This window comes from Aquirufa sp. OSTEICH-129A (genome assembly GCF_054558355.1).
On sequence record NZ_JBPXKC010000001.1, the window covers coordinates 153705 to 178663 of the forward strand.

Sequence of the window (24959 nt, forward strand, 5' to 3'; positions counted from 1 at the left end):
TTTGACAAATCTACTGTTCGATTTGGCCCTTCGGTACATGAAAATCCATGTTGTAAAAGTTGATTTGGAGCGACTAGTCACCGCATTTCACAAATAATTCTACACTCTACATTCTACATTCTACATTCTACATTCTACATTCTACATTCTACATTCTACACTCTACATTTTCTAATAACTAAGCCCTAATCCCTAACAACTAATACAACACCCACGTATCCTTCGACCCACCTCCTTGGGAGGAATTAACTACCAAGGAGCCTTTGCGTAAGGCTACTCGGGTTAGGCCGCCAGGGATTACTTTGACTTCATTACCGTATAAAATATAAGGTCTTAGGTCCACATGCCTTCCTTCTGGATGATCTTCTATCAAGCATGGGACACGAGATAGGGATATGGTTGGTTGGGCGATGTAGTTTCTTGGATTGGCTAAAATGTATTGTTTGAACTTTTCTTGCTCTTCTTTGGTGGATTTGGGGCCTATCAACATGCCATAACCTCCTGCTTCATTGGCTTCTTTGACTACCAATTTTTCAATGTTTTCTAAGACATACTTCCTGTCTGCCTCTTCGCCACAGATATAGGTTTCTACATTGGGTAAAATGGCATCTTCTCCTAAATAATATTTAATGATTTTTGGCACATAGGCATAAATTACCTTATCATCGGCCACACCAGTTCCTGGGGCATTGGCTAGTGCTACTCTTCCTTTTTTGTACACTTCAAATATTCCCGGTATACCAATCATGGAATCAGGGTTGAAGGTATCTGGGTCTAAAAAGGTATCATCGATGCGACGATAAATCACATCCACGATTTTGAAGCCTTTGGTGGTACGCATTTTCACATAGCCTTCATGCACCACCAAATCACGGGCATCTACTAATTCTACGCCCATTTGTTGGGCCAAATACGAATGCTCAAAATAGGCTGAATTATAAATCCCAGGGGTTAACACCACCACGGTTGGCTCAGGTCGGTCGCTGATGAAGCGCAACATTTCCAATAATTTATGTGGGTAATCCGAAATGGTTCGTATCTGCGTTTTGGCCACCACCTCAGGAAAGGTTTGCTTGAACAATTCCCTATTTTCCAACATATAAGAAACCCCAGAGGGACAACGTAAATTGTCTTCCAAAACCATGAATTCCCCATTGTCGCCACGGATCAAATCGGTTCCTGTAATGTGAATCCAAATGTTTTTAGGTGGTTTAATCCCCATGCAGGGTGCTAAAAAGTTCTTGGATGAATAGATAACTTCCTTGGGAATAATTCCGTCTTTGATGATTTTTTGATCGGAATAAATATCAGATAAAAATAAATTTAATGCCGTAATGCGCTGTACTAGCCCTTTTTCTACATTATCCCAATCCGTGCCGTTCACTATTCTGGGGATAATATCGACAGGCATAATACGCTCCGTGCCTTCATTTTCAGAATACACATTGAAGGTAATTCCCATGGCCATTAAGGCTCTTTCGGCAGATTGATGCCTGCGAAGAAATTCCTCTTGGCTTAATTGTTCTACGCGCTCTTTAAATGGTCCATATCCCTCGCGAACAAGTCCTTCTGGACTGAACATTTCGTCGTAAAATCCCTCTGTTTGGTAATCTTTAAATGTGAAATTCATAGGCCTTATTATTTATGCAATGCTTGATTAGCTAATAATTTAGGATTTTATTTCTGGAAAAAAAAGAACTTTTGGCTGCAAGTGAGCTAATGGTAAATGATAAATTGGCTTTTTGAGTATAACAATCGTTGACCTTGGCTTACTATTTTCAATGACTAAATTCCCAATTTATTATTAGCATAAATTCGTTTTGAGTACCTTCAAGGCTAATATGATTGGATCCCAAAAGGATTCCCTAATTACTCTTCACTATTGACAATGTATCACATGTTTTTCTGCCATTCTCCTCTCGGTTATTTACAAATTGAGCTTTCTGACAAAGGATTAACTTCGCTACAGTTTGTCGAGCAAGGTGGAAATGATACCATAGCCGATGAATTCAAGGCGATGCAAGAGGAGGTAATACGGAACTTAGATGCCTATTTTGAGAATCCTCAATGGAAATGGACTTGTCCCATAGATTTTTCAAATGCTACTTCCTTTCAAAGGAAGGTTTGGTCAGCTTTATTGGAAATTCCGGTGGGAGAGGTGATGTCTTACCAACAAATTGCCGAGATTATCGAACAACCCAAGGCGGCCCAAGCTGTTGGCAATGCCAATGCCCAAAACCCTGTGCTATTGCTGGTTCCCTGCCATCGAGTGATTGGCTCTGACGGTTCCTTGGTAGGTTACCGAGGAGAATTGTGGCGCAAGGAGTGGTTATTAAAACATGAAGGATATCCAGGATTAAGTCTTCAATTGAATCTTTTTTAGGCTTATCTTTGAGCATGGGAAATGATGAAATTGTTGATGCATTGGAATTATTGGTCAAACTATGGGATGTCCATGGGGTCAATGAATTTAAAAGTAAGAATTTGGCTTTTGCCGCGCGTGGTTTAGATAAATACCCAGGCAAAATTTCATCACTCACTGAAGCTGAATTATTACAAATCCCAGGCGTAGGGAAGTCCATCGTCAAAATCATTTTAGACCTCATTCAAGTAGGAAGTAGTTCGGACTTGGAAGGAATCCTGGAACAGACTCCTTCTGGGATATTGAACTTATTGAAAATCAAAGGACTAGGGCCTAAGAAAGTCGGGCTGATTTGGAAGGAATTAGGCATTACTGACTTAGATGATTTACTAAGTGCCTGTGAGGAGAACCGTTTGGAGCAATTAAAGGGTTTTGGTAAAGCGGTACAAGAAAACGTGCAGTTGTACATTCAATTTCTTAAGCAAAACTCCAAAAAGCTACGATTAGATAAGGCCAGCCATCTATCTCAATTGATTTTAGAAAAATTGAAATTACAATTCCCTCAAGCTGCCAAGGCCGGGGAGTTATCTAGAAACTGTGAAGTTATTTCCGAACTAATTTTCTTGGTTGAATCTAGTGACATATTTGGATCAGGTGCGCTCATCAATGCCATTGATGGGATGCAAGAAGATATCCAAGAATCTTCTCCATTTACTTGGAGAGGTTTATTTCATGGCCATCTTTTGCCTATACACATTCATATTATTGCTCCGGAACAATGGCAACATGCCCTTTTTCAGCATATAGCTCACCCCGAGCACTTAACCAGCATACATTTTTACAAACATTTTCAAGGGAAAAGCATTGCATCAGATCAAGAGGTCTATGAAACCTTAAATTTGCCCTACATCATTCCTGAGATGCGCGAAGGATTCAAGGAGTTTGAATGGTCCCAAAAGCATCAAGCAGAGGAATTAATTCAGTATTCCGACTTAAAAGGATGTTTGCATAATCACTCCACTTATTCGGATGGTAAAAATACCTTATTGGAAATGGCTGAGGCTTGTCGGGCCCTAGGTTTAAGCTATTTTGGTATAGCTGATCACTCGCAATATGCCGCTTATGCTAACGGATTAAAAGAGGATCGCGTGATTGCTCAGCAAGAAGAAATTGATGAATTTAATGCCCGTTGGAATGATTTTACCATTTTGAAAGGGATAGAAGCTGATATTTTGCCCGATGGATCTTTGGATTATGATGCATCGGTTCTAGCTCGTTTCGACTACGTGGTTGCTTCCGTGCATGCCCAATTGGCCATGGATATAGAACGATCCATGCCCCGAGTGATTAAGGCTGTTGAGAATCCATATACTTCTATTTTGGGACATCCCACAGGTCGGCTGCTTCTAACTCGTGCTGGCTTTCCCCTTCACATGGAAAAGATTTTAGATGCTTGCAAGGCTAATGGTGTGAGCATCGAATTAAATGCTAGTCCCTATCGTCTCGATTTAGATTGGCGCTACATTTACGATGCCATGGACAAGGGGATTTACGTGTCCATCAATCCCGATGCCCACCAAATTGAGGGCATTCGAGATATGGAATATGGGGTCAAAGTAGGACGTAAAGGAGGTTTATTGCGCTCCTTGACCTTAAATGCATTGAATATACAAGACTTGAAAGCCTTTTTTAGCAAAGCTTAGAAGTTTGGTTTCAATAGGTATTTGGCATAGAACTCATCAATCACGCGTACGGCTTCGGTAGGGGTATCAACCAAGGAAAATAAATCTAAATCTTCCTCATTTATGTTTCCATGCAAAATCATGGTGTTTTTTATCCAATCGATTAATCCTTTCCAATAATCGGTCCCGACCAATACCACCGGGAAACGACCTATTTTATGGGTTTGAATCAAGGTTAAGGATTCAAACATCTCATCCAAGGTGCCAAAGCCACCAGGCATGATGATAAAGCCTTGGGAGTATTTCACAAACATGACTTTTCGAACAAAGAAGAAATCAAAATTGATGTTCTTGTCATGGTCAATATAAGGATTCGCAAATTGCTCAAATGGTAATTCAATGTTTAATCCCACTGATCTACCTCCTTCGGTTTTTGCTCCTTTATTACCTGCCTCCATGATACCTGGACCACCACCAGTAATGACTCCATAGCCATGTCTGACTAATTTAGCCGCTATTTCTTCGGCCACTTGATAATAGGGATTGTCTGGTTTTGTTCGGGCTGAACCAAATATAGATACACAAGGGCCAATCTTAGAAAGTTTATCGATGCCCTCTACAAACTCACTCATGATCTTGAAAATTCTCCAAGATTCTTCTGATTTTATTTGTGCCCAGGTTTTGTCTCCAAATGCTTTTTTTATTTTTTCTTCTTCGTGCTGCCGATCATTCTCCAACATAAATTTATTCTTTTGATTCATCGCAAATGTAGGATATATCCGCTTACCTTTGTCAAGAATTTAGAACTAAAATACAATACCATGGGCTTAACTTTTGCTGTTGGCGGTGATCACGCCGGATTTGATTATAAAAATGATTTGATTGATTTCTTAACTGAAAGAGGAATCACAGTGAAAGATTATGGTACTTTTTCTGCTGATTCAGTAGATTATCCAGATTTTGCTCATCCCGTAGCTTCAGCCGTAGAAAGTGGAGAGCAGCGTTTCGGTTTATTATTATGTGGTAGTGCCAATGGGGTAGCTATCACAGCCAACAAGCACCAAGGTATTCGTGCGGGTTTAGCCTGGAATGTCGAAGTAGCTAAATTGGTTCGTCAACATAACGATGCCAATGTCATCTGTTTGCCAGTACGATTTATTTCCCTAGAGGAAGCAAAAGCCTGCTTAGCAGCGTTCATTGAAACTCCTTTTGAAGGTGGTCGCCATCAAGGTCGTGTGGGTAAAATATCCTGCAGCTAAGGATTTTTCTGGTATAAATTAGGGGAAATTTGTCGGTAAGACTTTTTCAAGCTTGGTAAATAGATACTCAGTTTTTTGATGTTATTTTCTGCATCATAAATGTAGTCGGGGGCGTCTTTTTCAAAGTATTCATGCAGTAAAACCACGTTTTTGTATTGGTCCAAATTAGAAAATAAGGGTTTGGCTAAATCCCAATTGACAAAAGGTCCCACCATTTGATTACCCAAATATTCTTCTATTTGTGGCCCTAGTACCATCAATCGCTGGTTTTTTAAGGTCAAAGTTGGGGCAGGAATACGCTCCCGGTCCTTATTTTTTAGTTCTAGCTGTACGTTATACCAAGTACCTCCAATCAGTAACCATAGCGCTATTTCTTTCAAAATGGAATTGGAGCTTACATGAAAAATATTAAGTCCAAAATAGGCTAAAGCAGGTAAGAAAAATAACAAGTTGATGCGAATCAAAGAAGGAACCGTCAAGGTGGCAAAAATGGCTGTAATGAGCCAAATAAGATTGGTTTGCTGGCCTTTTTGCGCATTGGAACGAATTCTTCTGCTGCGTAAGACCAACCAAAATCCCCAAATTCCGATGAACAAGGCTGGTGCAAAAACGCCCGCAATTTGTATAACCTCTAATTGTTCGGGCACTTGAAACTGAAAGGCCGACCTTTTGAAAACTTGAATCATGAAGGGCAAGTTTCCATTGATGGAAAAGAATAAGATGTTCAAGGAAAAGACCATCAGGAATCCAACAAACATTAAGACGATTTGTCGAAGCGTAATACCCGAATAAAACAGCAAGCTCAACAAAGCCCAAACAAAGAATAAAGAATAACTCAAATAGAATAGACTGGCAATCGCCATGTAGATTCCAATAAGTATAACCCGGTCATTGACCTGTAAGGTCCTTTGTTGATAGATGATTTCCCTCCATGCCAGCAATAAAAAAGTTAGTCCAACCAAGGCTGGCCCAGGAGCTAAAAACTCCAAGGATAAGTGGAAAATGATGGCATACATCAAAAAGGGTAGGTACCCAATTTGAGGCATTAGTTCAAAACGCTGTATGGTTTGTTGGAATATATAACTTTGATAAATAACAATGATCGATGATATATAGATGTTCCAATGAACTGGAATGGAGAACCATTGAACTAGTTGATAAAACAATGCCGCTAATGGAGCGGTATTATCACTAATGTCCTCATAAATCAAGAAACCTTGATTTAGTTTTTGACCCAATAAATAGTTTTTAATCTCCCAAGGAAAGGGAGCTAATCCCCATTGCTGGATATAGAATAAACTAATAAGCCAAATTGCAACCAATAAAAGGGTAGGCAAAATGGAATCAGACTTAAAAATTTGGAACATATTTTTGGAACACTGCCCCTAAATTACGTTTAATCCAATTATTATTCTGAAATTTGTGGGATTTTTAGGTAAAGAAAGGAGAAATATGGAAAGCAAGCGTCAACAAAAGTTTGGTCGTCAGATACAAAAAGATTTAAGTGATATCTTTCAAAAGGAATTTAAAGAGATTTTTGGTAAAGGAATGGTCACCATCACTGACGTAAAAATGAGTCCCGATTTGTCTGCGGCTCGTTGTTATTTGAGCTTTCTTCTCGTGGATAATCCTCAAGCAGTGGTGGATATTTTGGAAGAAAAAACCAAGGCTATTCGCAATGCTTTAGCGAATCGAATTCGCCATCAAGTACGAATTATACCACATTTATCGTTTTACCTAGATGATACGGCTGCCTATGCAGCTAAAATTGAAGCTTTATTTGAAGGTTTGGTTATTCCTCCTGCTACTGACGAGGAAGATAAATAAATGTTAGTCCCTTGAATCTACCCTTATTTGTTGCAAAAAGGTATTTTTTCACCAAGTCTAAGGCGAGTTTTATCACCTTCATCTCCCGTATATCCATGCTGGGGGTGGGAGTGGAGGTCATGGCGCTCATCTTAATCTTATCGGTATTTAACGGTTTAGAAGAATTTCAAAAAGGTTTATTCAAAACCTATGACCCCGATTTAAAAGTTATTTCTCTTAAAGATGCCCGATTTACCTTGTCGGCCCAACAATTACAAGCCGTAAAATCCTTAGAGGGTATTCGATTCGTCAATCCAATATTAGAGGACCAAGCACTTATTCGTTACAAGAGTAAACAATTGGTTGTTCGCTTTAAAGGAGTCGATGATGAGTTTATTAAGGCTGAACGTCTGAAAAAACAGGTCGTGGAGGGAGATTATTTTGTTCAGAGTGGCGAGCATGCCTTTGCCATCGTCGGTATTGGGGTGTTTTTAAATATGGGCATGAGTTTTGAGGATGTATTTACTCCGATTGAAGCCTGGTATCCTAATCATCAAGCTCTGAAACGCTTCACTGTTAATGAGCAGTCTATTCGCAGTAATAACTTTTTTCCTGCAGGTGTGATGGAAGTGGAGCAATCCTTTGATAACCAAATGATATTAGTGCCGCTTACCTGGATGGAGGAATTGATGGGGGTAGAAAATCAAATTTCTGCCTTGGAAATTATGATTGATGAGAATTCGGACGAAAGTGTGGTAAAAAATAAACTTGCTGCTATTTTAGGGAATAACTATCAAATTCAAACGAGAGATGAACAGCATGTGGCCCTGTTAAAAGCCATCAAGATTGAAAAATTCTTTGTTTTCTTGATCATGGCCTTTGTAATGGGTATTGCTTCTTTTACCTTATTTTATGCTCTTTCCTTATTGGTTATAGAGAAAAAGAAAGACCTTTCCACCTTATTGGCCATGGGTTTTACCAAAAAACAGATGTTCCAAACATTTTTGTTGGTGGGTGTTTTAATAAGCTTTTCCGGCGCCATCATTGGTATGCTGTTAGGTTATGGTTTGGGCTATATCCAACAAGAATATGGGATTATATCTTTGGGCATTCCTAATTCACTCATCGATGCCTATCCCATTGAAATGCGACTGGCTGATTTTGTTCAAACGGCTTTGGTAGTCATTATCATTACCTTTTTAGCTTCCATTTTTCCAGCTAAAAAAGCAGTAGAAATGACCTTTAAGCGTTTGTAGGAGGATTAAATTCTCCTTCCCATTTAGATACCACACAGGTTGCAACTCCGTTTCCGGCTACTGAGGTTACAGTTCTACCCATATCCAAGAAGGGATCAACCCCTAAGAGCAGGGCTATTCCTTCCGCAGGTAAGTTAAACATGGTTAGTGTTCCCGCAATAATGACCAAGGAGGCTCTAGGCACCCCCGCGATACCCTTAGAGGTAATCATGAGCGTTAATAACATGGTGATTTGTTGCTCCAGCGTTAAATGTACTCCATAGGCTTGCGCGATGAAACCCGTAGCAAAGGTCATGTACAACATGGAGCCATCTAAATTAAAGCTATATCCCAAAGGCAAAACAAAACCTACTATGCGTCTGCTGCAACCAAATCGCTCCAATGCCGCGATGGTTTGAGGGAAGGAAGCCTCCGAACTTGCTGTGGAGAAGGATATCAATAAAGCCTCTTTGAGCTCTTTTAACAAAGCCCAATAAGGTATTTTGTTGAAAAGGCAAATAAGCCACAAAATGACCACGGTAAAGAATAAAAGACCACCTAAAAAGCATACCATTAAATAGCCATAACTTATTAGAATACTTAATCCCTTATTCGCTACCACAGTAGTCATGGCTGCAAAAACCGCATAAGGTGCCACTTCCATGACGTAATTCACCATTTTGAAAACCACCTCCGCTAAGTTTTCAAAGACATGAATCAGCTTTTTACCAGTTTCACCAATCGAACCTAAAGCCACTCCAAAGAACAAGGAAAAAATGACAATTTGTAAAATCTCGTTTTCTGCTAAAGCTCTGAAGAAGCTATCTGGGAAGATATGCAATATAAAATCTTCTAAGGTTTTTACTTTAGAAGCATCGATTCCTGTGGAGGTACCCGCAGCTGGTTTTGGCCATGACTGGAGGCTTCCTGGTTGGGTGATATTTACAACAACCAATCCAGTTACTAAAGATAGGAGGGTAGCGAAATAAAAATATCCGATGGTTTTTAATCCAATTCGACCAACTGCCTTAAAATCACCAAGTTTAGCGATACCCACCACTAAGGTACAGAATACCAAAGGTCCCACTATCATCTTGATCAGACGTAAGAATATCTTCGAAATTACTTGAAATCGTTGGGCCCACTCATGACTTTCTTCGGGAGAAAAGGAAAGGTAAAAGTATTCACCTAGGGCAAGTCCAAGGATAAAACCTAGGATGATTTTTTGAGTAAGGCTTAATTTCATATGTTTAGCGAAGTGTAAGTAAAGATTTATACAGAGGTTTACGGTAGATAATCATTCCCCAAAGTAAGGGATAAAGTAGAATATCTAAAAATTTAGAGGAAGTAGAGTAAGTAATCTGGTCAATGACCATGGTTTCTTCGGCATTGATTTTTTCTAAAATATGCTCATGTTTCCACTGCTTTATTCCCAATGGAATCCTTCTACCTTCATCAATAAAATAGATTTTATCTGCACCCTGATAATCCTCAGTAATTTCCGAATCCCAAAATAAACTAAATAAGCCCAATTTGATTTCCAATTGGACTAAATCACCCTTCTGACAACCATCAAAACGATTTATGGAAACAGGAGGGAATGGAGGCGATAATTTGCTTAATAAGTTCTGATCAAAAAGAGCCCAAACAGAGTCAATCGGTGATGTAATGCGTGTTTCTACTCTGAATGATGGCATAGGGTGTGATTTACTTAATCATATAACTAAGCAGACTAAGTAATGTTGAAAAGACAGCCTTAACTCCCAGAACAATGTATTTGGACCAATGTTTAGCCTCTTCATTTATTTGAGAATCCTGTTGATTATCTTCTTGCTTTTTAGGTAAGGAATTAATCTCTTTTTTAGCCGCCAATAATGAAGTTTGCTTCAATTGTTTAGTACTATCTATGCCCACAAAATACGTATGCGGTCTCATGGCAGAATATTCTACCAATCCAAAACTACTAGTCATGATATACATCATGAATACTCCCAAAAAGTGTATGGCTTTTTTCATGGGTTTAGTTTTTAATTTTCTTTTTTGCTGATTCTAGTGCTTGATTTTGAAGAATTAAAGCTTCCTCCGTAGCTTTTTGATCTAATTTATTTTGTTCTTGGTTAGCTAGTAATTTCTCTTTTTCTAATTTCGCTTCCTCTAATTTTTTAGTCAATAATTCCGTTTGTTTCTTGTTCGCCTCTAATTCTCGAACCAGTCGTTCGGCTGATTTGATATTCTTGACTTTCTGATTAGTTAGATTCGCCAATTTTTGTTCCTCTTTCCGTACCCCCTCTTCTGAGTTTAAGATTTCAATAAAATCCTCTAACCAGGAAGAGGCATCTCTGAATTGAGCATGACCCGTTTGAATGTAATCATCAGGCCCTAAACCTATGGAAACAAAGAGTTTAGTTTTATTATTTTCCTCTGAGATTTTAGATAATAGAGTAAATGAATTCTTAGAAATAGCAGAAATTCGAGTGTCATAACTGATGATGGCACCACCTTTACCATTTTCTACTCGACCAAATTTCTTTAAATAGTTTTTCCAGCTTTCTATGGCATACTTTTCTTCCGATCCCAAATAGGTATAAAAGCCTTCTTTTTTTGCACGCTCTATTTCTGTCATTCCAGAAAATATTTGAGCTTGACTGCAGCAAGTGCTGAAAACAAACAACGCTAGGAAAAGATACTTAGACATGGCCTTAATTTGTTGAATGTAAAGAACAAAGGTAAATTTTTTAGTGAAAATACGAAATCAATTGGCAGGACATTTTTCACATAATGCCAAGACATTTTTTTGATGCGCATCTTGGAAGGCAAATAGTGTCCACGGCCCCCCTTCCTTTAGCTTGTACTTCTTACGGATCTCTTCAGGACTCATAGGGAAATTTCTAGTGCTAATATTGGCTTTTCCTTCAGTAAGGTGGCTCTCTATCCATTTTTTATCTAGGCTTCCATAAGCTTTTACCTTGAATTGCCTTCCCGGAAAATCAAGTACCCTTTCTTTTGAAGTGTATAAATGCGTATTGATTCCTAGTTTATGCAAATGTTTACCCGCTGCTAATTTGAAAAATCCTGCCTTCATTATGCCGGCATGGGGTTCATAGAGGTATTCATCCAAATCACCAATCGGAGATATAGCATCTTTTTCTTCACTAAGCTTTCCTTGGAATATCAGACTTTTAGTCAAGCTTAATTCATGAACCTCTATTTGTGGATCCATCGTGGCTTCGGCTGATTTTAAAAATAGTAATTCTTTTACTTCATTTTTGACTGCAATCACCCATACTTGATTGACTCCTTGCAGGCTTTGTATGGCTCTGCTAATATCCAATAAAGGACTTGTTTTGATCAATAAGCTAGTTTTTTTATTAATGTAGGGCAATATATCTTGTACATTGGGCTCACAATTTTCCAGCAGAATTACCTTTTCGCCTTTGGCACCTCTTCTGGCAGGATCTATATAGATATAATCCCAATCAGTGGGATGATGCTTCATGTAGTCAATTCCGTCACCTTGCACATGTTGAATCCGGTCGCCAAGCAATAGGTGATGGTTCCTTTGGGTAATGTTGGCCAAATTTTCATCTCGTTCAACGTAGGTGACCTTGTTTCCCTTTTGGGCAAATGCCCAGCTATCAACTCCCATGCCACCTGTTACATCGATCAATTTACCTTGAATCAATTCTGCTTTAAACAGCGCCGTATCCTCTGATGATGCTTGTTCTAGATTTAACTGTGGGGGAAAATAAATTTCGGGATTCGCCAACCAGCTGGGTAATTTATGGATCAATTTTTGCCTAGCTTGTATTTGTGCTATCAAGCTAGGCAAATGAAGCTCAGGGTTCAGTCCCTTTGATAAACTCAACTGATAGGGGTCATCCTGGGCATGATCTTGTATGAACTTTATTTCTTCTTTTGATAGCATCATGCAAATTAAGAATGCTGGTTTAATATTTTCTCTGAAAGACGAATGGAATTTGATTTTATTGTAAATTTATGTTCTAATCTATCAATAAAGCCATGAGTAAGTACAGCATCAAACTGAACGGGAAGAAGCATCTTGTAGATGTGGATTCTGATACACCCCTTTTATGGGTAATTCGAGATGAAATAGGGATGACCGGTACCAAGTTTGGATGTGGAATGGGTCTTTGTGGGGCTTGCACGGTACTTTTAAATGGTAATCCGATTCGCTCTTGCTCTACCCCGATTTCAAGTATCAAACCAGAGGATAAACTTATTAGCATCGAAGGTTTATCTGCCAATACCAATCATCCAGTTCAATTAGCCTGGATAAAAGAACAAGTTCCCCAATGTGGATATTGTCAATCAGGTCAAATATTAGCTGTGGCCTCTTTATTAGATTCAAATCCTAATCCAACGGATCAGGATATAGATACAGCTTTATCCGGTAATATTTGTCGATGTGGTACCTACCAAGACATGCGTAAGGCAATACATGAAGCAGCTAAGATGATGAAAACCACTTCTAAATCGAAATCCAAATGAGCTCAAAGACAACAAGAAGAGATTTTATCAAGATAGGCGCTCAAACGGCCGCTTTTCTTGCCATTGGTTTTGAAAATTTAGCTAATGGAACGGGCGTAAAGGTTAAAAAGATGGCCCATGAACCTCACATAGGTGTGGAAATAAATCCCTACGTACTCATCAATGAATCGGGTAAAGTGACTTTGTTTAATGCCAGACCTGATATGGGTCAGGGTACATCTCAATCGATTCCCATGTTGATTGCTGAGGAATTGGAAGTGCGTTTAGACCAAGTAGAAATAGTAACATCAGACGGATCAGCTAAATTCGGCTCTCAATTATCAGGGGGATCCTCATCTGTTAGTACTCGATATATACCCATGCGTACTGTCGGTGCAGCAGTAAAAGAAATGTTGATTCAAGCGGCTGCTCAGCAATGGCATGTACCAGTTAGCGCATGTTATGCTAAGGAAGGACGTGTCTATCAAAAAAATAAGAACATCAGTTTAGGATATGGTGAACTAGTAGCTTCGGCAGCTAAATTACCGGTACCTAGTAATCCTACACTTAAAAATCCAGCTGATTTTACGCAAATAGGTAAATCCATTCCTAGGCCAGAGATTCCATCTAAAGTAAATGGAACGGCTAAGTTTGGTATGGATGTAGTTATTCCAGGGATGCTTTATGCCAGTATTGCTCATGCACCTAGTATACATGCCAAAGTAAAAAGCTATCAAGGAGAAAAATCCATTGCTAGTCCAGGCGTAAAATTTGTACTCAAAACTGAGCGTAAAATGCCTCATGCTAGTACGGAAGCAGTAGCTGTTTTAGCAGATTCCTACTGGGCTGCTTTAAAGGGAAAACGATTACTAAATATCGAATGGGAAAGTACCGAAGCTGATTCCATGAATACGGATAAGTATTTCAATCAATTGAAAGAAGCAGGGAAAAACCCAGGATATGAATACAAGGAATCTCTGACCGGTGATGTCAATAAGGCATTTGCTCAAGCCACTCAGGTCATTGAAGCAGCCTATCAAACTCCCTTTTTAGCTCATGCTCCTATGGAGCCTGAGAATGCCACGGTCTATGTGCAAGAGGGTAAAGTAGAGGTTTGGGCTCCAGTTCAAGGCCCTGATTCATTAGTCACTGAATTAGCTGCTTACTTAGGCATCAAAAAAGAAAATGTTAAAATTAATGTCACCTTCTTGGGTGGGGCTTTCGGTAGAAAAGCCTATTATGATTATGTCTTAGAAGCAGCCCATTTATCCAAGCAAATCAATGCCCCTGTAAAGGTGATTTGGACTAGAGAGGATGATACCCAACAAGGACCTTTCCGTCCGGGTATGCTATCTGTCATGAAAGGCGCTCTTGATGCACAAGGAAAGGTGCAAGCATTTGAACATAAAATGAATGTTGCTTCTATTTTGAATCAAGTATTCCAAGTTCCTTTAGATAATGCCCCGGATCCATGGGCAGAGGAAGGAATTAACTTGCCAGATAGTCCCTATGCTTTTCCGAACAGAAGAAATTCATTTAGTCTAGTTAAAACCAAAATACCAATACTTTGGTGGCGTTCGGTATATGCTTCCAATAATTTATTTGGCCAAGAATCTTTCATCGATGAATTGGCTCACCAGGCAAAGAAAGATCCTTTGGCTTTTCGTTTAGAATTGCTGTCAGGCTCTCCTCGCTTTGTAGATGTTTTAAAGAAATTGGCTGAATTGTCTAATTATCAACAATTGAAGGCACAAGGAAAGGCAGTTGGTATAGCCATTGCTCGATCTTTTTCTTCTATCTGCGCGCATGCCATTGTAGTGGAAAAGCAAGGGAATGGAATCAGCATTAAAAAAGTTTATTCAGTCATTGATTGCGGAGTGCCCATTAACCCTAGAAATATCAAGGCACAGGTGCAAAGTAATATTACCATGGGACTTACTGCTGCCATTAAAAATGAAATTACGGTAGTGAACGGACAAACCCAGCAAAGTAATTTTCATGACTATGCGGTACTACGACAAGGTGAAATACCTGAAATAGAGGTTTTCGTTATGCCAAGCACAGAAGCTCCAGGAGGTGTTGGTGAGCCTGGACTTCCACCGGTAGCTCCAGCATTATGTAATGCGGTGTTTTTAGCCACAGGTAAGCGAGTAAGAACTTTACCATTTGATATCTCAAACGTCTAATGTTGGGAGTTCTTTTAGCGGCAGGGGCTTCTTCCCGACTAGGGGAGCCTAAGGCTTTAATTACTTTAGGGCAAAAAACTTTAATTGAAAGAAGCTTGCAGGTTTTGCAAGCTCCTTTATTGGATAAGGTTCTTGTGGTTTTAGGTGCCCAGAAAGATGCTATTCGCAGCATTATTTCTCAAGAACCCATCGAGATTTTAGAAAGTCAGGATTGGGCTTTGGGTCAAGGTAATACCTTGTCAGAGTGTATGCGCGCATTAGCTCCTCGAAAAGAGTCAGTTCTCGTCATGTTGGTAGATACACCCTTTGTTCAGGAAAAACATATTCAAGCCATTTTAAAGGCTCACCTTGAGTATCCTAATCAAGTAATCATTTCCTCATTTCAAGGTCAATCTTCTCCTCCTGTATTGATTCCCTATGCGCATCAAGCCAAATTATATGATTGGAAGGGAGATAAAGGTTTTGGTCCATTTTGGAAATCTCATCCTGAGATTTGCACTTGGATTTCCTTTGAAGAAGAATACCGAGATTTGGATACAGTAGAGGATAAAAAGTATTGGCAAGAAAATTGGGAGAAATAGAAAGGATTAATTGGAATATTCCTGATTTAATCGTTTCCCTCCAAGCAAAAATTATTACCTTTGTGCTCAATTGCTTGCTTTAAAGCCATTTCTTACATTAAAATTTACATTGTGGAATCCAACGAAAGCTTACCCACCCTCGAAACTGCCAAAAAATTAGGTTTACTTCCAGAAGAATATGATCGCATTCAAGAGATTTTAGGTCGCAAACCTAACTTCACTGAATTATCTATTTTTTCTGTTATGTGGTCTGAGCATTGTAGTTATAAAAACTCCATTGTTTGGTTAAAAACTTTACCTAAAGATTCTCCTCGTATGTTGGCTAAGGCTGGTGAGGAAAATGCGGGTTTGGTAGATTTAGGAGATGGATTAGGATGTGCCTTTAAAATTGAATCGCACAATCACCCATCTGCCCTAGAGCCTTACCAAGGTGCGGCTACAGGTGTTGGAGGTATCAATCGCGATATTTTTACCATGGGGGCTCGCCCCATTGCTCAATTAAACTCCTTACGTTTTGGAAATATTGAATTGGCTAAGACTAAATGGTTGGTAAAAGGTGTGGTTAAAGGTATTGGTGATTATGGTAATGCGTTTGGTATACCAACAGTGGGAGGTGAGGTTTTCTTTGACGATTGTTATTCCACTAACCCATTGGTTAATGCATTCTCGGCAGGAATTTTAAAAGTAGGAAAACAAGCTTCAGCTATTTCATATGGAGTAGGTAATCCTGTATTCATTGTAGGATCAGCTACAGGTAAAGATGGTATTGGAGGGGCAAGCTTTGCTTCTGAAGATATCACGGCTAAGTCATCAGAAAAATTACCTGCAGTACAAGTAGGGGATCCATTCCAAGAGAAATTATTGTTAGAAGCTTCTTTAGAAATCATAGAAGCTGGTTGTGTGATTGGTATCCAAGACATGGGGGCAGCAGGTATTATTTGCTCTACGTCTGAAATGTCTGCCAAAGGTGAGCATGGAATGATCATAGATTTGTCTAAAGTTCCTACACGTCAACCAAACATGAAACCTTTTGAAATTCTATTATCAGAATCTCAAGAGCGTATGTTAATCGTGGTTGAAAAGGGTAGAGAACATGAAGCGAAGAAAATATTTGATAAGTGGGATTTAAATTGTGAGCAAATAGGTGAAGTAACCGACACCAAACGTCTTCAATTCTTCCAAGATGGACAATTAGTAGCGGATGTTCCTGCAGATGATTTAGTACTTGGCGGAGGCGCTCCTATCTACCACCGTGAATACCGTGAGCCTGCTTATTACCAAGAGTTTAAGAAATTTAAGATAGATTCAGTTAAAGATTTAGAAGCTGGTGAAATCAGTAAAGCTTTTGATTTTTTAATGAATCACCCCAATATTGCTTCCAAAAAATGGGTAGCTGAACAGTATGATTCATCCATTGGTCGTGCTAACCGCAATACCAATGCACCATCTGATGCGGCGGTCGTAAAAGTACATGGTTCTAAGAAATCGATTGTTATTACGGTCGACTGTAACTCACGCTACGTGAATGCGGATCCAGAAGAAGGATGTGCCATTGCGGTAGCGGAGGCTGCGCGTAATATTGTTTGTTCTGGAGGGGTACCCGTAGCCATTACCAATTGCTTGAATTTTGGAAATCCTTACGTGCCAGAAGTATATTGGCAGTTTGTTGGGGCCATTAAAGGTATGAGAAAAGCTTGTTTGGCCTTTGAAACTCCTGTAACCGGTGGTAATGTGAGTTTTTATAACCAATCTTCTGATGAAGGCCCTGTTTTCCCTACGCCTACCATCGGAATGTTAGGTATCTTAGAGGAGGCAAGTCAAAAGATGACCTTGGATTTCAAAGAAGAGGGTGATTTAATCTATTTAGTGGGTGAGAGCGTAAATGATATCGCTTCATCTGAATATCTATATTCTTACCAAGGCGTTAAGGCTAGTCCATCTCCACATTTTAATTTGGAGACCGAGCAAAAAATTCAAGGGGGAATAGCCTCATTGATTCAACAATCTTTGATTCAATCAGCTCATGATTTGTCGGATGGAGGATTATTAGTGGCTTTAGCAGAATCTTCTTTCCCACGACAAAAAGGATTTGCCATAAATACTGATACTAGCGTACGTCTAGATGCTTTCTTATTTGGAGAAGCTCAAAGCCGGGTATTGGTATCTGTTTCACCTGATAAACAAGCGGCTTTTGAATCCCATTTGAAATCTCAAACGATTCCATTTAGTTCATTAGGTGTGGTGACGGGTCATGATTTCATCGTAGATGGTCAAATCATTTCATCTCAAGCTAAGGCTTCGGAATCATTCCATACAGCTTTAGAAAAAGCGTTGAATTAGATTTTAAAATCAAAGAAAATGAGCCGTTATCTACTACAATTTTCGTACGATGGCGGCTTTTTTCATGGATTTCAAATCCAGCAAAATGCCGTTTCGGTTCAATCGGAACTAGAAAATGCTTTAAGTACTCTAGCTGGAATACCAGTGGATTTAGTGGGTAGTAGTCGGACAGATACAGGCGTTCATGCCCTTGAACAATTTGCCCATTTTGATATTCAGGAGGAGGCCTATCAACCCAAGGAAGACTGGGTGTATCGATTAAATCGAATATTACCTGCAAGTGTAGCTATTCAGGCGATTTATCAGGTTCCAGACGATTTTCATGCTCGATTTGATGCTACGGCTAGAACGTATGAATATCGCATATCTCAATCCAAAGACCCATTTTCCAAGGATTATGCTTATTGGTTTGAGACTCCATTGAATGTGGAGGCGATGAATGAAGCAGCTCAAATTTTATTGCATCACCGTGATTTTCAAAGTTTCTCCAAAGTGAAAACGGATGTAACAACCTTCGACTGCCACATTAGCCTTGCTGTTTGGCGAAGAGAAGGGCATCAATTGATCTTTACCATTCAGGGAAATCGTTTTTTAAGAGGGATGGTGCGAGCGGTAGTAGGTACTTTGATTGAAATTGGTTTGGGTAAATGGAATCAACAAGATTTGCTCCGTATTTTAGCGGCTAAAGATCGAAAACAGGCAGGAAGGGCAGTTCCAGCGCATGGATTACACTTAATTCAAGTAGCATATCCAGCACTTACATTCGTTTCCAAATGTTCATCATGACTTCCATCCAAGTACTAGCTAACTGTACTTTAATACTTTTGGCCTTGTAATTGATACTTTTTTGATTGTATTTACTAATCCAAATCTCTTTAAAGCCTAATTTTTCAGCTTCAGCAATGCGCTGATCGATGCGCGTTACCGCTCTTAATTCGCCTCCCAGACCTACTTCAGAAGCAAAACATATGTGGGAATCGATCACTTTATCTTCATGGGAAGAAAGTAGAGACATACAAGCCGCCAAGTCCAATGCCGGGTCATCTACTCGGATGCCTCCGGTAATATTGAGAAACACATCTTGAGTTCCTAGCCTAAATCCACCTCTTTTTTCTAAAACCGCCAATAACATATTTAAACGCTTGGCATCATAACCAGTAGCCGTTCTTTGAGCTGTGGCATAGGAGGTTTGTGTAACTAATGATTGAATTTCAATCAACAGAGGTCTATTTCCTTCCAAAATGGTACCAATGGCGATACCAGAGGCTGGCTCGTCCCGGGATGAAAGTAGGATTTCAGAAGGATTACTCACGGGTCTTAAACCATTTCCTAGCATTTCGTAAATTCCCAACTCCGATGTACTGCCAAATCGATTTTTCGTGGTACGCAATATGCGGTAGATCATGTTTCGATCCCCCTCAAATTGAAGTACAGTATCCACCAAATGCTCTAATACTTTGGGGCCAGCAATTGATCCTTCCTTGGTGATATGTCCTACCAAAAAGATGGGTGTGCCACTTTCTTTTGCGAACCTCATCAACTCCAAGGCACATTCCCTAATTTGAGATACGGAACCCGGTCCAGATTCAATTTGATCCGAATACAAGGTTTGTATGGAATCAATGATAATTAAATCAGGATCTAGGTCAATCAGGTGCTTAAATATTTGCTGGGTATTGGTTTCCGTAAGGATATATAAATCTTGAGAAATAGGACCTAGTCGATCTGCCCTTAATTTAATCTGCTGTTCAGACTCTTCTCCTGTCACATACAATATCTTTGGTCCTTGAAGGGAAAGTGCCACTTGAAGAAGTAGGGTAGATTTTCCTATTCCAGGTTCACCTCCTATGAGAACAAGACTACCCGGAACTATCCCCCCACCTAAAACTCGATTGAACTCTTCATCGGAGCACTGAAGCTTGGGACTGCTCTCGAAGCTTATTTCTTGCAATAATTTCGGTACTGGGGCCGTTTTAAAGGTACTTTTATTTTTCCAAACCTCAGCAGGATGGATGGTTGTTTCAAGGAGTTCTTCCACAAAAGTGTTCCATTCACCACATGCTGGACATTTACCTAGCCATTTGGGTGATGACTGTCCACAGGATTGACAAATAAAAGAAGTTTTGGCTTTGGCCACATCAATAGATTAAGAACTCAAAATTACGCTTTGATTTGGTTTTTCCTTTTTTTTCGGAGTAAAAAGGATAATTTTACAAGCTAATTGAATTAAACCGCCCTCTCATGAAAAAGTCAATGAAATTTAGTCTTTTAATTTTATTCCTGTTGGGAATGATTTTTCAAGCAAATGCTCAATTTGGAGCGAGAAAAGCTACTGGTAGTTTCTTCCGTGTAGGAATAAAAGGAGGAATCACTTTGTCTTCAATTAATGTAGAAAGTATGACCTATAAAGGGACAGCTGTTCCCATTAATGATATCCTCAATCAAAATTTGGCTTTAAAAACAGGTTATGTGGGAGGAGTTTATGCCCGTGTTGGACGGAAATTATTCATCGAGCCCGAAGTCTTATTAACGGCTAAAAACGCCACCATTAATTTTAGCAATGGTAATAGAATGGTTGATGTAGCTTATACTAGTTTAGATGTACCTCTACTTTTAGGATATAAACTTGGTCCTCTGCATGTATTGGCAGGTCCAGTTGCTTCTTATAATTTAAATTCAGACAATACCATAGCTCAGGCTATTACTTCCGTGGCTTCATCTGTTTCGGTGCGTGATGCGGTTTCTAAGGCCTATTTCTCGTATTCCGTAGGAGGAGGTTTGGATTTATTGGGAATGACCTTGGACCTTCGGTATGAAGGAAATTTAACGGATTTATCGAAAACTGTACCTATACCAAGTGAAGTTAATATTTCTCAAAAGGCCAGTGTTTGGCATGTAACCTTAGGTATTAAAATATTATAATAAATTTTTTTTGAATGAATGAACAAATCAAGGTGATTCAGGCTGAAATTGAGGCTTTTGTCATTTCAAATGAATCAGATGTCGAGCAATTTCGAATTCAGTTTGTAGGTCGCAAAAGTCGGTTAGCAAGTTTGTTTGACGGTTTGAAGGATGTGCCTGCAGAAAATAGGAGGGAAGTTGGTCAAGCCTTAAATCAATTAAAAAACCTAGCGGAAAATAAGTTTAACCAAGCCCAGGAATCATTTGCGGATTCGAAGACAAGCTTTGAAGTTCCTTCCGACTTGACATTGTCTAGTCCGGTTCAACAAGGTACATTGCATCCTTTAACCTTGGTTCGTAGCCGCATATTAGAGATATTTAATCGTATGGGTTTTTCTGTTTCAGATGGACCAGAAATAGAAACCGATTTTTATAATTTCACTGCCCTTAATTTTCCAGCCAATCACCCGGCTAGGGAAATGCAAGACACTTTTTTTATTGAAAAAGGTGCAGGTGAAATTCAAGACGATGTCCTATTACGTACCCATACCTCAAATGTTCAAATTCGTTTGATGCAGCACCAGAAGCCACCTATTCGTTCGGTTATGCCAGGACGAGTATACCGCAATGAGGCTATCTCTGCCCGGGCTCACTGTTTGTTTCATCAAGTTGAAGGACTCTATGTGGATGAAAAAGTAAGTTTCAAAGATTTGAAAGATACACTTTATCACTTCGCTAAGGAGATGTTTGGGAAAGATACTAAAGTACGTTTCCGTCCTTCCTATTTTCCATTTACTGAGCCTAGCGCTGAAATGGATATTACTTGTTTGCTATGTAAAGGAGAAGGCTGTAATGTATGTAAGCAAGCGGGCTGGGTTGAAATTGCTGGCGCTGGTATGGTAGATCCTAATGTGTTGGAAAATGTGGGCATTGACTCCAAAAAATACAATGGTTTTGCCTTTGGAATGGGTATTGAGCGTATTACCATGTTAAAATACCAAATCAAAGATTTACGCTTATTTACGGAAAATGACGTACGTTTTTTAAAGCAATTCAATTAACAACTCTTAACATCAAGCTTTTTTTAGCCAGCTTGAATCCCTGTACATTTGATTTTAATTTGTAAAATATGATGAATTTTAAACGCTTAAATAATGTCACTGGCTGGGTCGTTTTTGCCATCGCATTAGTTACGTATACTTTAACTGTTGAACCGACCGCTTCTTTCTGGGATTGTGGCGAATTCATCGCTTGTTCCTATAAATTACAGGTCCCTCACCCTCCAGGAGCACCTTTGTTCTTATTGCTAGGTCGTATGTTTTCCTTATTAGCCCTAGGCGATGTAAGTCGAGTGGCTTTTTGGGTAAATATGCTTTCGGTAATTAGTAGTGCATTAACCATCTTGTTCATGCATTGGACCATTGTTATGATTGGTCGCAAAGTAATTAACAAGCCTTTTGAAGCATTAAATAAGACAGAAACCTATACTTTGTTATTTTCAGGAGTGGTAGGATCATTGATTTATACCTTCTCTGATTCTTTCTGGTTCTCTGCTGTGGAAGCAGAGGTTTATGCCATGTCATCTTTCTTTACAGCCATAGTAGTATGGGCTGCTTTCCGCTGGGAATTGGTTGAGGATCGAGCAGAAGCAAATCGTTGGTTGCTATTTATCGCTTATTTGGTTGGATTATCCATTGGGGTCCACTTATTGAACTTAGTGACTTTACCTGCTCTTGCTATTTTATATTATTTTAAACGTGAGGCCAAACCAACTTACAAAGGTGGTTTTATAGCCATGTTTATTGGCTTGGTAATTTTGGCCATTATTAATTCTGGAATTATTCCAGGGCTACCATCCATCGCCTTTAAATTTGAATTATTCTTTGTGAATTCTTTGGGTTTAAGTAACGGCAGTGGAGCTTTATTTTTCTTGTTTTTAATCATTTTGGGAGTGGTGTTAGGTATTCGTTATTCCTATGCCAAAGGCAAAGAAGTATTAAATGTCGCCTTGTTTTCTTTTGTATTCTTGATGATCGGCTATTCCACTTATACCGTGGCTTTAGTTCGTTCGGGTTATAATCCTCCCATCAATGAAAACGATCCAAGCAATATCTTGAATTTCTTGAAGTATTTAAAAAGAGAGCAATATGGAGAGCGTTCATTGCTTTATGGTCCAGTGTATACGGCAGAAATTGAAGAATTTAAACAAGGAGAGCCTGTTTATAAGTTGAAGGATGGTAAATATGAGGTTTATACCTACAAGCCTGAATATGTATACCAAAAGGATCAACAAATGTTGTTACCACGTGTTTACAGTAATTCACCTCAGCATGTCGCCTTATATCAAGAGATGTTGGGTATCCCTGCAGGACAAAAGCCTAGTTTTGGTGATAATCTTCGCTTCATGTTTACCCATCAAATTGGCCACATGTACATGCGTTATTTGCTATGGAATTTCTTAGGGCGAGAAAGTGATTACCAAGATGCTTGGGCCATTAATCCCTTCCAAGATTCTTCTAATTTACCGGAGAGTTTAGCTAATAATAAAGCGAGAAATAATTATTTCTTCTTACCATTAATCTTGGTTTTCTTAGGCTTCTATTTGCTTTACAGTAAAAATGAAAAGGATTTTCTCATCACAATCCTCATGTTTGTTTTGAGCGGGGTAGCTTTGGTCGTTTATTTGAATTCACCTCCCGTAGAGCCTCGTGAACGAGATTATATCTATGTAGGTTCTTTCTATTTTATGGCTATTTGGGCTGGTTTAGGTGTGATGCAAATTGGGGAATGGTTGAGCAAGATTGTTCGAAGCCCTCAATTGAAATGGTCACTTTTAGCGGTGTTTGGACTTCCTGCCCCATTGATTATGGCCCAGCAAAACTGGGATGATCATGATCGCAGCGGTAGGTACCACCAAATCGATTTTGCTAAAAACCTTTTGAATAGTTGTGCGCCTAATGCCATCTTATTTACGGGCGGAGATAATGATACCTTCCCTCTTTGGTATGTACAAGAGGTAGAGGGTTTCCGAACTGACGTTCGTGTATGTAATTTGTCTCTTTTAGGTACTGACTGGTACATTGATCAAATGAAGCGTCAAACTTACCAATCGGCTCCATTACCGATTGAATTGACTAAAGATCAATTTCTAGAAGGAGTAAATGACCAAGTGATGTATAACGGTAATCCCAACATAACGGGGATGTCATTACCAGATTATTTGGATTTACTTCATAAAAATGATCCGAGAATTCAAGCCCAAACTCAGTCGGGAGATATGATTAATACCTTCCCATCTGATTCTTTGGTCATTCCGGTTAATCCGACTGAAATTGCAGCTAGTAATTGGTTCCCTAAAGAGTTTACTCCATTTTTGAGTACAAGTATTGGTTGGAAACTTCCGGGTAAAAATATCTTCAAAGGTGAATTGATTCAATTGGAGGTGATTTCAAACAATGCGAAAACTGGCTGGAAACGTCCTATTTATTTTGCTTCTACCTTGCCTAATGATCAATATTTAGGTTTAAAGGAAAGTATGCAATTAGAAGGTTATGCCTATCGTTTGATGCCATTTAAGATTCCAGGAGCCAAAGATGGTTTTGTGAATACTAAAATTATGGCAGATAACTTCTTGAATAAAATGTATTGGAGGGGTTTAAATGATGAAAAGGTATATTATCATGGTGATTTTTACTTGGGTATACCAAGTGTTACTGCTCGTTTAGGAGTTTATCGTTTAGCAGATCAGTTGATACGCGAAGGTAATTTGCCTAAAGCTAAACAGGTGCTTGATCATTTAGATAAGGTCATGCCAAACAAAGTAATACCTTATGACCAATTCTCTGCCAGCTCTGTTGGTTTGTATTTGGAAATTGGGGATGAGGCAAAGGCTTTAAGTATGGCCAATACCATTATCCGACGTAACTCCAAGGCAATTGATTTTTATTTCTCTGAAGACAATGTTCGTTCACATGATCGCGACATTCAGATAGCCTTCTATGAAATGAATTTGATTGTTTCTGCCTTTAAAGAATCGAAAGTGAATCCAGCTAAATACAAAGAGTTGGAAGAAATTTTCAATAAGCAAATACAAAGAATTAACGGATAAAGTATCCCTTT

Annotated in this window: 22 protein-coding genes; 13 read left to right on the forward strand and 9 right to left on the reverse strand. The window is 39.2% G+C overall.

The window, feature by feature from the left end:
• Positions 1–199: 199 nt before the first annotated feature.
• Positions 200–1630 (reverse strand): circularly permuted type 2 ATP-grasp protein, encoded by a 1431-nt coding sequence (locus SKC36_RS00685; RefSeq protein ID WP_459452551.1) that lies wholly within the window; start codon positions 1628–1630, stop codon positions 200–202.
• A gap of 267 nt (positions 1631–1897) precedes the next feature.
• Here SKC36_RS00685 and SKC36_RS00690 point away from each other — a divergent pair, with 267 nt between their 5' ends.
• Positions 1898–2383, forward strand: a complete 486-nt coding sequence (locus SKC36_RS00690; protein WP_459452553.1) for a methylated-DNA--[protein]-cysteine S-methyltransferase — start codon at positions 1898–1900, stop codon at positions 2381–2383.
• A gap of 14 nt (positions 2384–2397) precedes the next feature.
• Complete coding sequence (locus SKC36_RS00695) at positions 2398–4065, forward strand: helix-hairpin-helix domain-containing protein (protein ID WP_459452554.1); 1668 nt, start codon at positions 2398–2400, stop codon at positions 4063–4065.
• Here SKC36_RS00695 and SKC36_RS00700 read toward each other — a convergent pair.
• Positions 4062–4784 carry an LOG family protein gene (locus SKC36_RS00700; protein WP_459452556.1) on the reverse strand — a complete coding sequence of 241 codons (723 nt, stop codon included), beginning with the start codon at positions 4782–4784 and terminating at the stop codon, positions 4062–4064. The two genes, SKC36_RS00695 and SKC36_RS00700, sit on opposite strands and share 4 nt — an antisense overlap.
• 81 nt (positions 4785–4865) lie before the next feature.
• Between SKC36_RS00700 and rpiB the strand changes: the two genes are divergently transcribed.
• Positions 4866–5303, forward strand: coding sequence for a ribose 5-phosphate isomerase B (gene rpiB, locus SKC36_RS00705; RefSeq protein ID WP_459452558.1), 438 nt, complete (start codon positions 4866–4868; stop codon positions 5301–5303).
• On the opposite strand, the gene SKC36_RS00710 is transcribed toward rpiB, so the two are convergent.
• Complete coding sequence (locus SKC36_RS00710) at positions 5300–6670, reverse strand: hypothetical protein (RefSeq protein ID WP_459452560.1); 1371 nt, start codon at positions 6668–6670, stop codon at positions 5300–5302. The two genes, rpiB and SKC36_RS00710, sit on opposite strands and share 4 nt — an antisense overlap.
• Before the next feature lie 85 nt (positions 6671–6755).
• Between SKC36_RS00710 and rbfA the strand changes: the two genes are divergently transcribed.
• Both rbfA and SKC36_RS00720 read left to right on the forward strand, forming a co-directional pair.
• Positions 6756–7130, forward strand: a complete 375-nt coding sequence (rbfA, locus tag SKC36_RS00715) for a 30S ribosome-binding factor RbfA (protein ID WP_459452561.1) — start codon at positions 6756–6758, stop codon at positions 7128–7130.
• 11 nt (positions 7131–7141) lie between these two features.
• Positions 7142–8365, forward strand: a complete 1224-nt coding sequence (locus SKC36_RS00720; protein WP_459463987.1) for an ABC transporter permease — start codon at positions 7142–7144, stop codon at positions 8363–8365.
• Here SKC36_RS00720 and SKC36_RS00725 read toward each other — a convergent pair.
• Genes SKC36_RS00725 through SKC36_RS00745 form a run of 5 tightly spaced genes read right to left on the reverse strand, consistent with a single transcriptional unit; the run spans position 8352 to position 12272 of the window.
• Positions 8352–9590 carry a dicarboxylate/amino acid:cation symporter gene (locus SKC36_RS00725; RefSeq protein ID WP_459452565.1) on the reverse strand — a complete coding sequence of 413 codons (1239 nt, stop codon included), beginning with the start codon at positions 9588–9590 and terminating at the stop codon, positions 8352–8354. The two genes, SKC36_RS00720 and SKC36_RS00725, sit on opposite strands and share 14 nt — an antisense overlap.
• 4 nt (positions 9591–9594) lie before the next feature.
• A complete protein-coding gene (locus tag SKC36_RS00730; RefSeq protein WP_459463989.1) occupies positions 9595–10041 on the reverse strand; it encodes an SRPBCC family protein in 447 nt (148 codons plus the stop codon).
• 10 nt (positions 10042–10051) lie between these two features.
• Entirely contained in the window at positions 10052–10360 is a 309-nt protein-coding gene (locus SKC36_RS00735; protein WP_459463991.1) for a hypothetical protein, read from the reverse strand.
• A 4-nt stretch (positions 10361–10364) separates the two neighbouring features.
• Positions 10365–11039 carry a hypothetical protein gene (locus SKC36_RS00740; RefSeq protein ID WP_459463993.1) on the reverse strand — a complete coding sequence of 225 codons (675 nt, stop codon included), beginning with the start codon at positions 11037–11039 and terminating at the stop codon, positions 10365–10367.
• A gap of 57 nt (positions 11040–11096) precedes the next feature.
• A complete protein-coding gene (locus SKC36_RS00745; protein ID WP_459463995.1) occupies positions 11097–12272 on the reverse strand; it encodes a class I SAM-dependent methyltransferase in 1176 nt (391 codons plus the stop codon).
• Positions 12273–12364: 92 nt separating this feature from the next.
• On the opposite strand from SKC36_RS00745, the gene SKC36_RS00750 reads away from it, so the two are divergent.
• From SKC36_RS00750 to truA, 5 genes are all read left to right on the forward strand, one after another.
• The gene (locus SKC36_RS00750; RefSeq protein WP_459452573.1) at positions 12365–12853 is read left to right on the forward strand and encodes a (2Fe-2S)-binding protein; all 489 of its coding nucleotides are present in this window, start codon (positions 12365–12367) and stop codon (positions 12851–12853) included.
• Complete coding sequence (locus SKC36_RS00755) at positions 12850–15018, forward strand: xanthine dehydrogenase family protein molybdopterin-binding subunit (RefSeq protein ID WP_459463997.1); 2169 nt, start codon at positions 12850–12852, stop codon at positions 15016–15018. The genes SKC36_RS00750 and SKC36_RS00755 overlap by 4 nt, the downstream gene beginning before the upstream one ends.
• Positions 15018–15599, forward strand: a complete 582-nt coding sequence (locus SKC36_RS00760; RefSeq protein WP_459452576.1) for a nucleotidyltransferase family protein — start codon at positions 15018–15020, stop codon at positions 15597–15599. The genes SKC36_RS00755 and SKC36_RS00760 overlap by 1 nt, the downstream gene beginning before the upstream one ends.
• Positions 15600–15710: 111 nt before the next feature.
• Positions 15711–17939, forward strand: coding sequence for a phosphoribosylformylglycinamidine synthase subunit PurL (gene purL, locus SKC36_RS00765; protein WP_459463999.1), 2229 nt, complete (start codon positions 15711–15713; stop codon positions 17937–17939).
• An 18-nt stretch (positions 17940–17957) separates the two neighbouring features.
• The gene (truA, locus tag SKC36_RS00770; RefSeq protein ID WP_459464001.1) at positions 17958–18725 is read left to right on the forward strand and encodes a tRNA pseudouridine(38-40) synthase TruA; all 768 of its coding nucleotides are present in this window, start codon (positions 17958–17960) and stop codon (positions 18723–18725) included.
• Here the strand turns inward: truA and radA are convergent.
• Complete coding sequence (radA, locus tag SKC36_RS00775; protein ID WP_459464003.1) at positions 18697–20076, reverse strand: DNA repair protein RadA; 1380 nt, start codon at positions 20074–20076, stop codon at positions 18697–18699. The genes truA and radA overlap by 29 nt on opposite strands.
• A gap of 104 nt (positions 20077–20180) precedes the next feature.
• Between radA and SKC36_RS00780 the strand changes: the two genes are divergently transcribed.
• The 3 genes from SKC36_RS00780 to SKC36_RS00790 all read left to right on the forward strand — a co-directional run bounded on the left by SKC36_RS00780 (position 20181) and on the right by SKC36_RS00790 (position 24948).
• Positions 20181–20861, forward strand: a complete 681-nt coding sequence (locus tag SKC36_RS00780) for a porin family protein (RefSeq protein WP_459464005.1) — start codon at positions 20181–20183, stop codon at positions 20859–20861.
• A 14-nt stretch (positions 20862–20875) separates the two neighbouring features.
• The gene (pheS, locus tag SKC36_RS00785) at positions 20876–21901 is read left to right on the forward strand and encodes a phenylalanine--tRNA ligase subunit alpha (protein WP_459452586.1); all 1026 of its coding nucleotides are present in this window, start codon (positions 20876–20878) and stop codon (positions 21899–21901) included.
• A 68-nt stretch (positions 21902–21969) separates the two neighbouring features.
• Positions 21970–24948 (forward strand): glycosyltransferase family 117 protein, encoded by a 2979-nt coding sequence (locus tag SKC36_RS00790; RefSeq protein WP_459464007.1) that lies wholly within the window; start codon positions 21970–21972, stop codon positions 24946–24948.
• Positions 24949–24959: the final 11 nt, after the last annotated feature.

Coding starts and splice junctions, on each gene's coding strand:
- SKC36_RS00685 (WP_459452551.1), bottom strand. CDS start 1,630: ATGAATTTCACATTTAAAGATTACCAAACAGAGGGATTTTACGACGAA.
- SKC36_RS00690 (WP_459452553.1), top strand. CDS start 1,898: ATGTTTTTCTGCCATTCTCCTCTCGGTTATTTACAAATTGAGCTTTCT.
- SKC36_RS00695 (WP_459452554.1), top strand. CDS start 2,398: ATGGGAAATGATGAAATTGTTGATGCATTGGAATTATTGGTCAAACTA.
- SKC36_RS00700 (WP_459452556.1), bottom strand. CDS start 4,784: ATGTTGGAGAATGATCGGCAGCACGAAGAAGAAAAAATAAAAAAAGCA.
- rpiB (WP_459452558.1), top strand. CDS start 4,866: ATGGGCTTAACTTTTGCTGTTGGCGGTGATCACGCCGGATTTGATTAT.
- SKC36_RS00710 (WP_459452560.1), bottom strand. CDS start 6,670: ATGTTCCAAATTTTTAAGTCTGATTCCATTTTGCCTACCCTTTTATTG.
- rbfA (WP_459452561.1), top strand. CDS start 6,756: ATGGAAAGCAAGCGTCAACAAAAGTTTGGTCGTCAGATACAAAAAGAT.
- SKC36_RS00725 (WP_459452565.1), bottom strand. CDS start 9,590: ATGAAATTAAGCCTTACTCAAAAAATCATCCTAGGTTTTATCCTTGGA.
- SKC36_RS00730 (WP_459463989.1), bottom strand. CDS start 10,041: ATGCCATCATTCAGAGTAGAAACACGCATTACATCACCGATTGACTCT.
- SKC36_RS00735 (WP_459463991.1), bottom strand. CDS start 10,360: ATGAAAAAAGCCATACACTTTTTGGGAGTATTCATGATGTATATCATG.
- SKC36_RS00740 (WP_459463993.1), bottom strand. CDS start 11,039: ATGTCTAAGTATCTTTTCCTAGCGTTGTTTGTTTTCAGCACTTGCTGC.
- SKC36_RS00745 (WP_459463995.1), bottom strand. CDS start 12,272: ATGATGCTATCAAAAGAAGAAATAAAGTTCATACAAGATCATGCCCAG.
- SKC36_RS00750 (WP_459452573.1), top strand. CDS start 12,365: ATGAGTAAGTACAGCATCAAACTGAACGGGAAGAAGCATCTTGTAGAT.
- SKC36_RS00755 (WP_459463997.1), top strand. CDS start 12,850: ATGAGCTCAAAGACAACAAGAAGAGATTTTATCAAGATAGGCGCTCAA.
- SKC36_RS00760 (WP_459452576.1), top strand. CDS start 15,018: ATGTTGGGAGTTCTTTTAGCGGCAGGGGCTTCTTCCCGACTAGGGGAG.
- truA (WP_459464001.1), top strand. CDS start 17,958: ATGAGCCGTTATCTACTACAATTTTCGTACGATGGCGGCTTTTTTCAT.
- SKC36_RS00780 (WP_459464005.1), top strand. CDS start 20,181: ATGAAAAAGTCAATGAAATTTAGTCTTTTAATTTTATTCCTGTTGGGA.
- pheS (WP_459452586.1), top strand. CDS start 20,876: ATGAATGAACAAATCAAGGTGATTCAGGCTGAAATTGAGGCTTTTGTC.
- SKC36_RS00790 (WP_459464007.1), top strand. CDS start 21,970: ATGATGAATTTTAAACGCTTAAATAATGTCACTGGCTGGGTCGTTTTT.